This window comes from Streptomyces sp. NRRL WC-3626, from assembly GCF_000718785.1.
Lineage (GTDB): Bacteria > Actinomycetota > Actinomycetes > Streptomycetales > Streptomycetaceae > Streptomyces > Streptomyces edwardsiae.
This window is the reverse complement of sequence record NZ_JOCA01000002.1, coordinates 293,502-307,513: the sequence shown is the minus strand read 5'-3', so window position 1 is coordinate 307,513 and position 14,012 is coordinate 293,502. Positions and strand designations below refer to the sequence as shown.

Sequence of the window (14,012 nt, the reverse complement as noted above, 5' to 3'; positions counted from 1 at the left end):
CGGCGCCATCTGCGGGCGCGGGCCAGTTGCGCCCGGCGGGGAGTCACGCGAGGGCACGGACGAGCCCCTCCCCCGGCGCTCACCCTCCCCCGTCGAGAGCAGTGGCGTTCACGAAGAGCACGCGCCATGGCTGACTCTCCCCGCACATCCCGGCCAGCATGGTCACTGCTGTTGGATGCCAGCTCCATCCTCAACTCTTCCCCCTGCCGGTGCAGCGCCCGAACTGCGAGCGTGAGCCGCAGTTCGGCAAACACCAACGCCGCATCCACCGCCGTCGTGTCCAACTCTTCGGGCTACTGGGGACCCAGCACCCAGGAGATCATTCCCGCACTACAGTCGTTACGGTCAGTAATCAATCTGCTGCGCAGGGTTTCATTCACCCTATCGTGATCCTGCCTTGCGCCCCCGGCTATGTCAACTAAAATACACAGCACCGAACCCCGCCTGAGTGAGAGACCGATACATAGTGGTGTACAGCCTGCAGCAGGACGGCTCCCAGGCCCTGTCCGGCAATCCCTGCCTGTGCTGAGGCGCGGCCGCCGCCCTCTGGCGGAGAGACTTAGCGCGTTGATGGCCGCCCGCCGCGATGCCAAAGGCCGCGCGTTCTCGTCGCGCACGCTGTCTGCCGCCGTCGACGCACTGCCGGGCGAGCACCCGTCGGTGTCTCACGCCGCCATCGCCAAATTGGCCAAGGGTTCCCAGGACAACCCGACGGTGGGCACCATCCTGGCACTGTGCGAAGCTCTCGGCGGCGTCCCACCCGCACATCTTCTGCCGCACAACACCTATGGCGATCTCAAGGCCCTGGAGGCCTTCGAGGATCCTCAGGTACGTCGAGTTCTCGCACTGCTGAACGGCATGCCGCCCGACGAGGTGCAGAACCTCATCGCGGACCTTGAACAGCGTCGGGATGATCTCGGTCTAGAGCCGGTGCCGGACGACGAGGCGGACAAGTCGCCCGACAAGCCTCAACGACGCCGGAGTATGGACGACGCCGCACGCTATGCGGCAGATGCACTGGAGGGTTTGTAAGTGGTCGACGGCATAGTCTTCGGGACGTGCACCGCAGCCGGATTGGTGGTCACAGCGCTCTGCACACGGAGGGCCGTGGGCAATCCGCGGGTGTCCACCTGGGCGATCGCCCTCGCCTTCGGGGTGTGCACACTGGGCGTCCTGTGCGCCGTCCCCGCGGTGGCCGATGCGTTGCAGGACATCACGGGCCTGCACAACGTCGGCAAGCTGGTGGCTCACATCTGTGCGGTCCTGTGGTGTGCCTTCCTTCAGATCACGATGGTGGACCTCGCCTACCGGCCCGAGTACCTGAAGGCCGCGATGTTCCAGCGCGGCTTCGCCGCCGCGGTGGAACTGATGATCCTGGTGCCGCTCTTCCTGGCCACGAACCGGCCCGATGTCGAGTTCACGACCGAGTACGCCGACGACCCGAAGGTCGCCGCGTATCTGCTGATCTACCTCTCCTACGTCCTGGTCACCTGCGCTGAACTCGCATTCATGTGCGGCAGGACGGCACGCCGCAACTGGGGCATCAGACCGTGGAGCGGCGCCGGCTTCGCCTTGTCCTCCGTGTCGGCGGCCCTCGGCCTGGCGTACGCGTTCTCCAAGGGCTCGTACATCATCTTCTACACCCTCGACAATCCCTGGCCGCTGAAGGCCGAGGAGGTCGTGAGCCCCACGCTGAGCGGACTGGCGGTGCTGTTCCTCTTCTGCGGTCTGACGCTCCCCATGGTCGGTGCCCTGCGTGAGCGCCTGCGCGACAAGAAGGCACTGGCCGGAGACTAGCTGCCCCGCCCACGCCGGACAGGGCAGCGGCGTCGTCGACGAGTGCCTCGGTCAGGACGAGGACTCGGTGGCTGCGTAGCGCACCGGCAGTTCGAGGAGTCCTCGGGCGCGCAGCGAAGGCCGCCACCGCGGTTCGTTCCCGGTGAGCTCAAGATCCGCGAACCGCTCCAGGAGCGCGGCCAGGGCGATCTCAGTCTCGGCTCGTGCCAAGGGTGCGCCCAGGCAGTAGTGGATGCCGTGGCCGAGCGCCAGGTGGCCGCCGGCATCGCGGCCGAGGTCCAGGCGGTCCGGGTCCGGGAAGCGATCCGGGTCGCGGTTGGCGGCGGACAGGGACAGCAGTACCGTCTCGCCCGCCGGAATCCGGATGCCGCCGATCGTCACGTCCTCGATCGCGAAGCGCCGGATGGCAAGCAAGGCCGGGCCCTCGAAACGGGCGAACTCCTCGACGGCGGCAGGAATCCGGGACGGGTCCTGCCTCAGCAGCACCATCTGGTCCGGATGCTGCAACAGGGCCAGGATCCCGTTGCCGATCAGCTGGACGGTGTTCTCATAGCCAGCGAAGAGGATGAGGAAGGCCAAGGACATCAGCTCGTCCTCGGTGAGCCGGTCGCCCTCCGTGTCCCGTACGGCGATCAGGTCGCAAAGGAGATCGTCGGCCGGCTCGCGCCGCTTGTGGGCCATGAGCTCTGTGAAGAAGCCCAGCATGGCCACGATGGCTTCCTTGGCTTCGTGGGGGCGGGCCGGATCCGGGGCGATCAGCGCTGTTGTCCAGGAGCGGAAGTCCCTGCGGTGGCTTGCCGGGACGCCGAGGAGATCGCAGATTACGGTGATCGGCAGCGGGGCCGCAAAGGCGGTGATCAGGTCTGTGGTGCCATCCGCGCCCAGAGCGTCCAGGAGTTGGTCGGCGGTGGCGCGGATCGGCGCGCGCAGCTGCTCGACCCGGCGCTGGGTGAAGGCCTTCCCGACGAGGCGACGCAGACGGGTGTGGTCGGGAGGATCCATATTCAGGAGGTTGGCGTCCAGAGCCGGAGGCAGGGACAGCCCCCGGTAATTGCCCTCACGCGCATGCGTCTTGTCCAGCGACAGCAGCGGATCGGCAAGGCCTGCGCGAACGTCGTCGAACCGAGTGACGAGCCAGGCAGGTTGCCCATCCGTTCCCGTGATGCGGTGTACCGGAGAGGTGGTCCGCAGCCCCTGGTATACGTCGTATGGGCGGGTGATCAAATCGTCCGCAAGATCCATGTGTCCACCCTAGCTAGGGGGCCGTTCTCCTACGCCAGTTTCCGGGCTCGGCACTTGGGGCGTCGACGGGCCTGGACTGTGATCTGCACGTGTGCTCCCTTTGGTCCTGCTGGCGGATCGGGGTGTCGGTCAGCCCATGCGCTTGACGTTGAAGGTGTGCAGCCGATCGGCGGCCTCGACGTCCGTGGCGTACGTTCCGAGGAACTGGTCACAGAAGCGGGCGTGCCATCGTCGCGTCGCGTGGCCGTCCCAGGTGTGGGTGATCTGGAACCGGCCGTCGGCCGCCAGCAGCGCTACCCCATGCGGGACGCGGATGCTGTCGACCAGCAAGCTGCGGTTGCTCTTGATCACGACCTTGACGTGGTGGGCGTAGGTCTCGCGTGTGACTGTCCAGTGCGGGTCGTGGGGCGCATTGCTGTAGCGGTCCGCCATGCGCAGCACCTTCACGGCGGTCTCGACGCTGACCCGGTTCGGCGTGGGGTCAGTGCGGTAGCCGGTCGTCATCCGGACCGGGACGAGCGGCTTGTGCGGCTCGGGGGCGGGCTCCAGATCCCGAGGCCACGCCTGCCACCGCGAACCCATGCGGTCCTTGAGGATCACGGCCTTGATCTCGCCGTCCTCCAGGCGAACACCGTCGACTCGGTATGGGGTCCACTCGTCGCGCTGGTGCTTCCAGGTAACGCACCGGCCGTGGCGGGCAATCTCCGGGGCGTATTCCAACCACCGGTCCTGCCAGAACTCGACGATCCCCTGCTTGGTATCTCTGTGGTAGTACTTCGCCTCGAAGGCCAGGCGCTCCTCATGCGTCCAGACCGTTTCCACGAGCCGGTCGACGAACTCGACGACTCGCTTTGTGTCCGGAAGGTTGATCGGCATTCCGTCGTTGCGGCTGTACTTCTGGTATTTTTCGGCAGCAGGCCGCATGGGCTCAGACCTCCTGGAAATGGTACCGGCCGGCGAACAGGTTGAAGTACTCGGGAATGTCGATCCACGTATCACGGTAGGTGCGGCCAGCCCGCTCGCGGACCTCGGTGTCGAGGGGCACGACAACGGAGCGGGACCACCAGATGGGCAGACAGCGGCTGTTCTCCACGAAGCGGACCTCCGCGCTCGGGATATCCCGCCCGTGCATTTCGCGGGCTGCGTCGCGCATCTCCTCGAAACGCGGAGACTGGACCCCGAATAGCTGCCTGCCTTCCACGTAGACGTAGAAGCGGCCGGTCGCGTGGGTCACGGTGTGGCTCACACCGATCTCGTAGACGTCGTACGAGTACCAGCCGGTCTCGTCCTTGTAGAACTCCATCCAGCCGAGCGGGTTCGGCATGGAGTAGTCGTGGCCCGTCTCCTGGTCGCGGAGTTGCCCGAATCCGTCCCTCAGGATGTAGACCGGCATCAGCTTGCCGGTCAGCCCCATACTCTGCATGCATTCGGACGCACCGAGCTTGACGACGACGGTGTCACCGGGCTGGACGTAGTGCTTTTCGGGCCTCTTGTAGACGTGCGGCATCTGGTTTCCCCTCCTGGACTTCTACTGCGGCTGACATTCGGAAGCCCGGGGCGCGGCGTTGCTGCTGCCTCCTGGGCTGCCGTTAGACTCAGACATCGATTGCTGTGCAGGTGCCATCGGTGTACACCACGAATGCCTGATGGAATGTGCGCCTCTGAACTCGCGGTCTTTCACGCGGTATTGGGGCTTGCCCTTACGCATGCGTGCACTCATGTGGCGCACGCAGCAAGCCGCGACCGGATCGGATTCCGCGCCGCCCCGCGCGGTTTCAGTTGCACGTATCGGGTCGCTGTGTCGACCCATGCGGCCGGTTCGTCACCAGCCGGGGGCACGTACTGCTGGAGCATGAAAATCCACAGCGGCACGTGATCAGTTGTCGGGCACAACCTTGCCGTCCGGGTAGACGGTGTGCGGTCGGCCGGCATAGCCGTTCACCCATTGGAAGACCCGGCCGCGCCACTCGTAGGCTGGCTGTTCCTCCGGCAGCCAGCGCAGGAACGCCAGTGCCTCCGACTTGAACGCGTGCGGCTGTCCGGTCCACCCGGTCGCCCGAATCGAGAACGAGGATTTATAGTTCTCCCACTCGCCGTGCGAGCCGACAGGACGGCGCTGCTGCTGCATGTGGTAGCTGGGATACCCATCCCGCGCGTCGGCCTCGCCCAACTTCCAGGCGAGCATGCGGTCTTCACCGTCGCCGAACGTGCCCTTGAGGTTCACGTATGCGGCCCCGGTCCACCATGTCTGACCGTTGTCGTCCACGAGACGGGCCTCACCACGCGGCATCGTCGGGCGCTCGTTGAGGATCAGGTACCGGGTGTTCCGCTCGGGCATGTGGCCGGACGCGTCGCATCGGTAGACCAGCTCCTGGCCCTCGACCTTGATGCTCATCCCGCGGTCGGCCCGAGTGATCGGCTTCTTTCCGTCCCACCCGTACGGTAGTTGGGCACGGGTCATTGAACTTCCCCCTCAATTGAGCTTGTGATTGCATCCATGGCTGTACCGTCACGTGCCGCGCATCCGGTACTGGCCGCCGCTGGGCGTGCTCCGGACTCGTTCCTCGGTCACGTAGCTGGTGACCTTGCCCAGCACTCCGCCGGACCAGGTGGCGAACCGCTTACGGTCTTCGCCGGTGTAGCCGATCCATACGTCGGCCGTCTTCATCTGCTCCCGCTGCCAGGCGTCCGCGCAGGGGGAGCAGCGCCGTTCGTCGGTCTTCGGGTCCCGGGCGTAGCCGGTACCGGGGCCGTCGCTCGGCATGGGCGGGTGCCCGCACTCCAGCAGGTGGGGCGTCGGGTGCTCGACCCGGGTGGTCAGTCGGGTGCCGTTCATCAGAGAGGTTGAACCGTCGTCGCGGACAATGGCGCCCGTACCGGTTCCGCTTCAAGATCTCCCGCACGCCGCCGGGTGGGTGTCACCTTCAACGCTGGTTCCCTGGGCGCGGCTGGGGCGAATGACGATGTCCGCCGCCGCCTCGTCGTCCACCTCCGTTATGACCTCGTCGGCGTCGCTGCCCGCACGGGACTCGCCGGCCGCCTCGGTCTGCTCCTCGGCTACCTCGCAGCTGGTGGCGGTCACGGCGGTTCTCCGTCCTGCGGGTGTGGTGCTGGGTCCGAGTGGTGCTCCGGTGCTGCTGGGGGCGGTTGGTCTGCGTTGCGGGTCAGGCGGCGGGCGCGATGGTCATGGTGGTCATAGCGAGGTCCGTTCTGGTGTCAGGCGCACCTGTTGCAGCTGGCGCAGGTGTCGGTGAGCAGGGGCAGCGAGGTCCGGGGGCGGCCAGCCAGCCTGGTTTCCTTGCGGGGCGGCTTGGAAAGGGCGTCCATGACGGACGCCTTCATGGCCTGGAACTCGGGGGTCTCGTCGGGGATGACCACGCCGCCCTTGGGCGCGCCAGGCTGGCGGGACAGGGCGAGGAGTTCGTGCATGGAGATGTCGGGGCGGAAGGTGTCGCCGCGGACGGTCTCCACGTGGGCGATCAGCTCGGCGAGGCGCGGGCGGCGCTGTACGGAGATCAGCAGGTCCCGCTTGGAGCCGAGGATGCAGAAGGAGCAGGAGCAGCGGGAGGTACCTGCCCAGTCGCCTGCGCCGGGGTGGGAGTCGTACGTCCAGTGGTGCGGGAAGCCGGTCTCCGCGTGGAAGTCCTTGACCTGCTGCGTGGTCCAGTCCTTGGCCGGGCACCACTCGTCCAGGTGGCGGACGCCGTTGGTCATGACGTTTCGGTAGGCGGGGCGGGCGGCGCGGTCGCGAGATTCGTCGCTGCGGAGTCCGAGCGACTTCAGGCGGCGAACGCGCCGGGTCAACTTGACCGCGTTGGGCTTGGTCGCCAGACCCAGCTTCACCTTCAAGCCGTTGATGATCGGGGTGAACGAGGCATCCTCGACCTGCTCCTTGAAGGCCTTCGTGCAGTACCTGGTGCCCAACCGGGGAAAACAGCCGTACGCGGCGATGTACGTCAGCAGGTCGTACGGCTCCGGATCGTCGTCCAGAGTGAGCTTGGTGGCCTCGATGTGCCGCTCGGCTGGCACACCTGATGCGGCGCTCTGCTGGGCAGCGAGCTCGGACACGCTCGGGTAGTACTGGCCGCCGTACTCGACGCCGGGCCATTCCAGCGGGCCCAGGGTGGCGTGGAACGTCCACACGCGGTCGGCGACACCAGCCGCACGGGCAGCGTCCATCAGAACGCTCTGCATCAGCCAGCTGTCCTTGCCGCCGGACAGATTCCCAACGATCAGGTCGTAGTCCGCCAAATTCGGCAACTGGTCACGAGTGACTGTGTTGTCGGGCACGACCAGCGCGGTGGGCTCGATGTCGAACAGGGTGCTCACGGTGGGCCCTTCAGGCGTCAGGGTCGGTGATGGCGGCGGGGACCAGCTCGGTCGTCATGGCGAGTGCGTGCACCAGGACCGGGGTCCGGGAGCCGTCCCGGCGGGGCTCGGTGTGGGTGTGAAGGGTCCAGAGGGTGACGCCGTCGCCAGCCGCCTGGTGGGTGACGTGGCCGCCGAGTGCACGCAGCCAGGCGAGCAGCTCGTGCATGTCGGCGAAGATGTACGTGGTGTCTTCGCGGGCAGCGAGGCGCCCGGTGGGGAGGCTGTTGAGGTCGGCGGTGACCAGAGCGGCCTCGTCCGCGTCGCTGCTCTCGGCGCTCTCGCCGATTGCCTCCTCGGGGGTAGCGACGGCATCGGCGGCCGGCTCGGAGTCAGCGGGGGAGACAGGGAACGGGCTTGCCGTCGGCGTGCGCCCTGACAATGTCGCGGATGTCGTCGATAAACGGCTCGTCGTTGATCACGGACGGGTGGGCGATGCGTTCACCGTCGGGGGACACCACGATCCACGGCCACTCGCGGCCGTCCTCCTTCACGATCGTGTACACCTGCGCGCGCGTGGTCGCGTGCTACAGAAACCCCGTGATCCGCTTCACCGTGATACACCGCTTACCCGCCATGTCCGTGCGTCCATCCGTGTCGTTGTCGTGGTCCTGCTGTGTCCTGCTGTCGCTGTCGCTGTCGCCCGGAGGGAGGGCGGGGAAGTCCTCGATGCCCCGCGCTGCCAGTTCCCGGCACTCCCCGCACCGCCAGTCCAGCGGCCACACCCCCCGGCAGCACCGGCGCGGCGCGGTGCGCTCGGCCTCCCGTGCTGCCTCGCGGCGGGCCTCCCGGCGGTCCCGGATCCGCGCCCGCCGCATCAGGGCCTCGATGCGCTTGCGGGTCTTCTCCGCCTCGACGGCCGCCCGCTCCGCGCCCTTGCGGGCGACGGCCAGGCGGCGGCGTTCCGCACCGCCCCCGGGGAGCACCGGCAAGGCGTGCGCGTCCTGGCCAGCGTGGCTGTCCCACTGGCGGGCGCGGCGGGCCTTGCGAACCGACGCCATGACGTCGGCCTCATCGCGCAGCACGCCCGGCCCGGCAGCCTCGGCGAGCCTGAGCGCCTCGTGTCCGTCCTCCGTCGCCACGACCAGGCCCGAGGCGTGACGCGCGAGGTACCCGCAGCGGGCGAGTAGCCGCACCCGCTCACCCTTGACCCGCCGCCCTGTACGGCCGTCCGCGTCTGCCGCGCGGAACCCGGAAGCGTCGGCTTTCAGGCCACCGGTGACAGCCAGCCGCACCGTGTCCACGAACGCGGCACACCAGCCGAGATCGGCCATGGTCCGCGCGGCGTCGCTATCCGGGCCCTGCGAGCCGACCATGACCCGGGGGCCAGCGACCAGCGCCAGCCGGGGGCGGGGGGCCGCCCCGAAGAGGGCGGCCGTCGTCTTGCTGCTCATCAGACCACTTCCCCCCAAGGCGAGCGGAGATCGTCAAGCGACGCCGTCAGTGCGTCGAACGGATCCACCGACAGCAGCGGGCCTCAGCCGGGGGCGCCGGGGCAGGGACGACCGGGTCTCGTCGTACTGGACGGTGAGGTCGTCCTCGGTGACGAGGGGGCGGGTCAACAGTGGTGTAGGTCATGGTCTGTTCTCCTGGGTCGCGGTGAGGCTACGGATAGCGCTCAGCCGCTGGCTGATGGTTTGTTCGAAGCCGTTAGATGTCGGCACGTAGTACTGCGTGCCGAGCGCTCGGTCAGGTAGGTACTGCTGGGTGACGACGCCGTGCTCGAAGTCGTGCGGGTACAGGTATCCCTGGCCGTGGCCGAGGGCCTTGGCTCCCGGGTAGTGCGCATCGCGCAGATGCACCGGGACCTCCCCGGTGCGGCCACGCCGCACATCTCCGAGCGCCTGGTCGATACCGCGGACGATTGCCGGCGACTTGGGAGCCGTGGCGATCGCGACCGTCGCCTGGGCGAGGTTGATCCGGGCTTCGGGCATGCCGATCAGCTGGACCGCCTGCGCGGCGGCCACTGCGATGGAGAGCACCGACGGATCAGCCATGCCGACGTCCTCGCTGGCGTGCACGATCAGCCGGCGAGCGATGAACCGCGGGTCCTCCCCTGCCTCGAGCATCCGGGCCAGCCAGTGCAGGGCAGCGTCGGGATCCGAGCCGCGAAGCGACTTGATGAACGCCGAGATGACGTCGTAGTGCTGGTCGCGGTCGTAGCGCTGCAGCACGGATCCGGTGATCTGCTCCAACACCTCACGGTTGATGGTGCTCTTACCGGCGGCCTGCGCCGTGGCGACAGCGGTCTCCAGACGGTTCAACGCCTGGCGGACGTCGCCGCTGGAGAGGTCGGCGATCGCATCGAGTGCAGCGTCCTCGACGCCGATTCCGGTCGCGCTGAGTTGCGGGTCGTCATCGAGCGCCCGCGCCAGGAGTGCGACGATGTCGCGGCTCTCCAGGGGTCGCAGCACCATGAGGATCGAGCGTGAGACGAGCGCAGCGTTGACCGCGAAGCTCGGATTCTCGGTCGTCGCCCCGATGAGTGAGATCAGCCCGGCCTCGACGGCGGGCAGGAGCACATCCTGCTGGGCCTTCGAGAAGCGGTGGATCTCGTCGATGAACACCAGCGTCTGCTCGCCAGCGTCCAGCGTCTTCTGAGCAGCAGCCAGCGTCTTGCGCACGTCGGCGACGCCCGCGGACGTGGCCGAGAGTTCGACGAAGCACCGGCTGGTCTGATGCGCGATAGCGCTGGCGACCGTGGTCTTGCCCGACCCGGGCGGGCCCCAGAGTAGGACCGAGGTGGCCCCCTGTCCGCCGGCGAGCAGCTCCAGCGGTGAGCCGGGGAAGATCAGGTGCTCCTGGCCCACCATCTGGTCGAGCGAGGTGGGCCGCATGCGGGCGGCCAGCGGCTGGCGGCTGGAGGACACGATGGCCCCTTTCGTCGATGGTCGGACGGGAGGGAGCCTCCTCTTGCGTCTGGTCGGCCGGCTGGATCGGGATCAGCCGGCGCGGCCTGCGCTGGCTCCTTTTCCTGCGTGCGGAGCTTGTTGAGCACCCGGTACACGGTCTTGTCGGAGATCTGGAGCTCGGCGGCAATTGGAGGGCACGTCGGTCTCCTGCCGGCCATCGCGGCGGCTGCGTCGTTCAGGCGTCCAGAAGTGCGCAGACGGGGCACTCGGGTGCTCCGGATGGTGCGTCGCGCTGCACGGTGTAGCCGCACAGGCAACCATGGAATGTGCCGTCGCTCACGTGCATGTAGGCGTCTTCTCGCCCTTGGATCTGGTTGCGGGCATCGGTGATTTCACCAGGCTCGGCGAAGGTGATGCCGTTTACGCCCATCGGGGCGAGGTTCCCAGCGATGGATTTCTTGAGGGCCGCCACATTCGGGTCGTAGGTATCGACGTCCAGCCCGGTGAACGTGACGTTCTGATTTGCCGGGTTCGGCTTGGGGCTCCTACGGTGCCTGCCGGCGGTAAAGTCCTGCACTGTGCTGTCACTCCTCTGTCGTGTGTTGGCACGTCCAGTGCTTCGTGGTGCTCGTGGTGGGTCGCAGGAATGCGGAAGCCCTGGGGAACACGGGTCCTCCAGAGCTTCTCGGCATCTCATGCTGTCGTCCGGGGCGGCTGTGCCGCCCGCTCCGCACCGACGTCGGGACCCGTGTAGAGCGCGCAGGACGAAGCGGCGGCCCGTTTGGTGCGCGACGATGCTGGCGATGGTGGTCTTGCCGCATCCGGGCGGGCCATACAGGAGCACTGAGGTCGCGCCGCGGCCGGACACGAGCAGTTCGAGCGGCGAGCCCGGGAAGACGAGGTGCGCCTGTCCGACGATCTGGTCGAGCGACGTCGGCTGCTCCAGGAATGCGGGCATGCAAGGACACTCCAGGTCCGTCATGAAGGTGAAGCGAAATCAGGGGCCGAGCGTGCCCGTGCACTCGCGCTGGCGTCCGGGCGTTCCCTGCTCATAGCGAGGAGCGCAGCGTGATCGTCAGCGTTCTCGGGTGGGTGGGGCCGGTGGGTGAAGGGGCTGCACGTTCCTGGGTGTCCGGCGCCGGACTTGCAGTCGAACGGGATCGGGCGGCCATGGCCCTTGCGGCAGACACGGGGGCTCATGCCGTGCGCCTACGGCAGCACGGCGCGGAACCCGTTGGTGAGCAGGGCCACGGCCGCAGACAACTCGCGGGGTGTGGTCAGCGCGCCCAGCTGAGAGGCCACAGCCGAACTGCTTTGCCCAGCAGCGGCATTGAGTGCCGCCTGAACGACGTGGCGGACGGTTTCCGTGACGCGCATCTGGACTTCGGTGTCCTCCAAGTCGGCAGCTGTGACCTGCCCGCGCCCCATGAGGCGGTTGGTCTTGGAGGCGACATCGATGGTGGTGAGCGCGTCGTCGTCCACCGCGGGGGCGAGAGCGGAGAGGTTCGCGCCGCCGAAGGCAGTACGGAAGCGTGACGGGCAGTGGGTGTGAAGGTTCATGGCGAGCTCGGCGGCGAGGCCGCGGACGGCTACCAGACCGTACGTGTTGGCCAGTTGCGTCATGAGTCCGAGCGCTGCGTGAAGATCCCCCTGCCTGAGGGCCATCAGGTAGGCGTCGGTGACGGCGCGTATGAGCTTCTCGGGAATCGCGGTACTGGACACGGTGTTTTCCCCATTCGGGTGTTCGGGTGGCTGCGCGCCGACGGACTCGCAGGTGATTGGGTTGTCCCAGTGGTGATCGGTCATGAGCGCTGCTCCTTGAGCTTGTTGGGTACGGCAGATGGCTGGGGCCAGCAACGAATCTGCCGGTGGAGCTGGGCTGGTCGTTCCAGCACGGCCCCACCGGCAGGCGGGTGTTTCTTTCGCCCCCGAGCCGGCAGTGCCGGCCCAACGCTTGTGCTTCAGAGCGGTTCGGCGACCTGACTCTTGGCGTCGCGGCCCTCGTAGTCACTAAGGTCGATCACCACGGACTGGCCCGTCGCCTTGTCAACGACGGTAAAGACACAGGTGTCCCCGTCCGTGGCACCGTCGCGGCCGAAGATGTCCGCCCAGACCTGGCGCGCGGCTCCGAGAGCCGAGCCTCCTTCGGCGTCGATCTCCCAGCTCACGAGCCACGCGGTGTCGCGCTCCGTTGTTGGGTCGAGCTCGGCGGGGGCGGAGCCTTGGTCGAAGGCAAGGTTGATAGCCCGGATCCAGTCTTCCCGGGTGGCGTCGGCATCCGTCACCGAGTCGCGGACGGTCATGGCGAGGGTGTCGATGCGGATGCTCATGGTCGAGTCTGCTCCTTCGTGTCGGGGTGTGGTCTCTGCTGGATCTCGGGCGCGTACGGTAGCCGGAACTCACCCAGCGATCCGCTGATGTACGAGTGCGGCTGATGATCGGCCTTGTCGCCGCACAGTCCGTGCGGGAGGTCGCTCTCCCCAGGTGTGCTGCACTCGGTGACGAGCGCCGCGACGAGCAGTTCGACGAGCTTCTCGTCGTTGGCCGGCCCGTGGTGCGAGGTGAAGACCTCGCCGTCGGGCGGCGTGAAGCTGACGTCGTGGGGGGGATCCAGTCGTAGGGCCGACGGGTAGCGCTGTGGCCACTGGGCGAGAAGTGGCCAGTGGATCCGACGGCCACCTCGTTGGGACCCAGGAAAACGATGACCTGGTGCTCACGGTTCGCCAGGGCGGCACGGATGCTGACTCGGAGGTCGGAGCGTTCATGGGTCTGGGCGCAGCGCTGGTCTGCTTCTCCGATGCCCTGGAACATGCCGACTGCCTGGGCGGCGGTCAGAGACATCTCCGAGGCGAAGTGCACGTCGTTGTTCGGATCGAAGGCGACCTGGGTCTAGCTTCCGGCGTTGTTGGTGTCCTCGTGGATGGGCTGCACGGTGTCCAGGTCGACGACCTGGCCCACGCGAAGGGTGTTCAGCCCTCGGAGCATCGCGACCTCCTGCTTGCGCTCCGCGATGCCGGCGGGGCTCAGCGGCCGGCCGTCCTGCCTGAAGTTGCCTTCTTCGAGCATCTGTTCCAGCGTGTTCTTCCAGTGGTCGACCTGGTACTTCGTGATCGTCTGCGTGCGGGCCATGAGTCAGTCCCTCCTCGAAGGGCGTGATGTGGGTTGGATGCTGCGCGTGATGGTGGAGCTAGGCGCGGGGGTTCAGTGTCATGTGCCGGCGCAGGCTCCGCCCTGCGCCGGCGAGGACGTCAGTGACCTCCTTGGGAAACGTCACGTAGACGAAGTCGAGCGAGGTCACCCTGTCGAACAGAAGCATCACGGCCTCGTGGCGCGGGATGCCGCGGCTCATGAGGTAGAACAGCTCCCCTTCGTCGAGCACTGGCTGCCCTCCGAGCGAGTTGAGGGTCGCTTCGGGATCCGACGCGAGCTCCATTGGGCGGTCGGCGACGACGTACTCGTGCGGCCACAGGTGCAGGTCTCCCCGGGGCGTGGCGATGACCGCCTGTTTGGGGTACACCTTGGCGGCCTGCTTGCCGTGGCCGACGGTGATCGCGCCGGAGTTCAGCTGGTGCGGACGGGCACGCCACATCGACAGCTCGGGGACGCGGAACCTCAAGCGAAGCTCGGTCATCGGCTCCTCGACCACGATGATCCACGCGCCCTCCTCCGGGACGGCCTTGCCGTCCTGCTCGGGGAAGTACATCGACGGCTCAGCGCCGATGGAGTCGGCGTGCTCCTTCATGGCGACGAGAG

Annotated in this window: 18 protein-coding genes and 1 pseudogene; 2 read left to right on the top strand and 17 right to left on the bottom strand. The window is 67.5% G+C overall.

What is annotated here, in order from left to right:
* Window positions 1-570 precede the first annotated feature (570 nt).
* The gene (locus tag IF28_RS0104175) at window positions 571-1,032 is read left to right on the top strand and encodes a hypothetical protein (protein WP_030214026.1); all 462 of its coding nucleotides are present in this window, start codon (window positions 571-573) and stop codon (window positions 1,030-1,032) included.
* A 75-nt stretch (window positions 1,033-1,107) separates the two neighbouring features.
* Entirely contained in the window at window positions 1,108-1,797 is a 690-nt protein-coding gene (locus IF28_RS0104170) for a hypothetical protein (RefSeq protein WP_234324918.1), read from the top strand.
* A 51-nt stretch (window positions 1,798-1,848) separates the two neighbouring features.
* On the opposite strand, the gene IF28_RS0104165 is transcribed toward IF28_RS0104170, so the two are convergent.
* From IF28_RS0104165 to IF28_RS0104085, 17 genes and pseudogenes are all read right to left on the bottom strand, one after another.
* Complete coding sequence (locus IF28_RS0104165) at window positions 1,849-3,039, bottom strand: cytochrome P450 family protein (RefSeq protein ID WP_030214019.1); 1,191 nt, start codon at window positions 3,037-3,039, stop codon at window positions 1,849-1,851.
* Window positions 3,040-3,168: 129 nt separating this feature from the next.
* A complete protein-coding gene (locus tag IF28_RS0104160; RefSeq protein WP_158713654.1) occupies window positions 3,169-3,963 on the bottom strand; it encodes a hypothetical protein in 795 nt (264 codons plus the stop codon).
* A 4-nt stretch (window positions 3,964-3,967) separates the two neighbouring features.
* Window positions 3,968-4,546 (bottom strand): hypothetical protein, encoded by a 579-nt coding sequence (locus tag IF28_RS0104155; RefSeq protein ID WP_030214013.1) that lies wholly within the window; start codon window positions 4,544-4,546, stop codon window positions 3,968-3,970.
* A 369-nt stretch (window positions 4,547-4,915) separates the two neighbouring features.
* Window positions 4,916-5,434 carry a hypothetical protein gene (locus IF28_RS0104150; protein ID WP_030214010.1) on the bottom strand — a complete coding sequence of 173 codons (519 nt, stop codon included), beginning with the start codon at window positions 5,432-5,434 and terminating at the stop codon, window positions 4,916-4,918.
* A 114-nt stretch (window positions 5,435-5,548) separates the two neighbouring features.
* A complete protein-coding gene (locus IF28_RS0104145; protein ID WP_030214006.1) occupies window positions 5,549-5,875 on the bottom strand; it encodes a hypothetical protein in 327 nt (108 codons plus the stop codon).
* Between the two features lie 51 nt (window positions 5,876-5,926).
* A complete protein-coding gene (locus IF28_RS0104140) occupies window positions 5,927-6,121 on the bottom strand; it encodes a hypothetical protein (protein WP_006379282.1) in 195 nt (64 codons plus the stop codon).
* Between the two features lie 134 nt (window positions 6,122-6,255).
* Entirely contained in the window at window positions 6,256-7,368 is a 1,113-nt protein-coding gene (locus tag IF28_RS0104135; protein WP_030214003.1) for a phosphoadenosine phosphosulfate reductase, read from the bottom strand.
* A 10-nt stretch (window positions 7,369-7,378) separates the two neighbouring features.
* A complete protein-coding gene (locus tag IF28_RS36950) occupies window positions 7,379-7,789 on the bottom strand; it encodes a hypothetical protein (protein WP_051713632.1) in 411 nt (136 codons plus the stop codon).
* Entirely contained in the window at window positions 7,740-7,913 is a 174-nt protein-coding gene (locus tag IF28_RS39090; protein WP_006378913.1) for a hypothetical protein, read from the bottom strand. Before IF28_RS39090 ends, IF28_RS36950 begins: the two co-directional genes overlap by 50 nt.
* A gap of 21 nt (window positions 7,914-7,934) precedes the next feature.
* The gene (locus IF28_RS0104120) at window positions 7,935-8,801 is read right to left on the bottom strand and encodes a hypothetical protein (protein ID WP_030213998.1); all 867 of its coding nucleotides are present in this window, start codon (window positions 8,799-8,801) and stop codon (window positions 7,935-7,937) included.
* A gap of 180 nt (window positions 8,802-8,981) precedes the next feature.
* The gene (locus IF28_RS0104115) at window positions 8,982-10,277 is read right to left on the bottom strand and encodes a replication-associated recombination protein A (protein WP_234324915.1); all 1,296 of its coding nucleotides are present in this window, start codon (window positions 10,275-10,277) and stop codon (window positions 8,982-8,984) included.
* Window positions 10,278-10,494: 217 nt separating this feature from the next.
* Window positions 10,495-10,836 carry a hypothetical protein gene (locus IF28_RS39725; protein WP_030213994.1) on the bottom strand — a complete coding sequence of 114 codons (342 nt, stop codon included), beginning with the start codon at window positions 10,834-10,836 and terminating at the stop codon, window positions 10,495-10,497.
* A gap of 195 nt (window positions 10,837-11,031) precedes the next feature.
* Window positions 11,032-11,217: pseudogene (locus tag IF28_RS39720) on the bottom strand (AAA family ATPase); the annotation flags it as partial.
* A 251-nt stretch (window positions 11,218-11,468) separates the two neighbouring features.
* Window positions 11,469-12,065, bottom strand: coding sequence for a hypothetical protein (locus tag IF28_RS0104105; RefSeq protein WP_030213993.1), 597 nt, complete (start codon window positions 12,063-12,065; stop codon window positions 11,469-11,471).
* Window positions 12,066-12,220: 155 nt separating this feature from the next.
* Window positions 12,221-12,589: a hypothetical protein gene (locus tag IF28_RS0104100; protein WP_030213991.1), complete on the bottom strand. Its 369-nt coding sequence runs from the start codon at window positions 12,587-12,589 to the stop codon at window positions 12,221-12,223.
* Window positions 12,590-13,148: 559 nt separating this feature from the next.
* Entirely contained in the window at window positions 13,149-13,388 is a 240-nt protein-coding gene (locus IF28_RS0104090; protein WP_030213985.1) for a hypothetical protein, read from the bottom strand.
* Window positions 13,389-13,446: 58 nt separating this feature from the next.
* Window positions 13,447-14,001, bottom strand: coding sequence for a SufD family Fe-S cluster assembly protein (locus IF28_RS0104085; RefSeq protein ID WP_030213982.1), 555 nt, complete (start codon window positions 13,999-14,001; stop codon window positions 13,447-13,449).
* Window positions 14,002-14,012 lie beyond the last annotated feature (11 nt).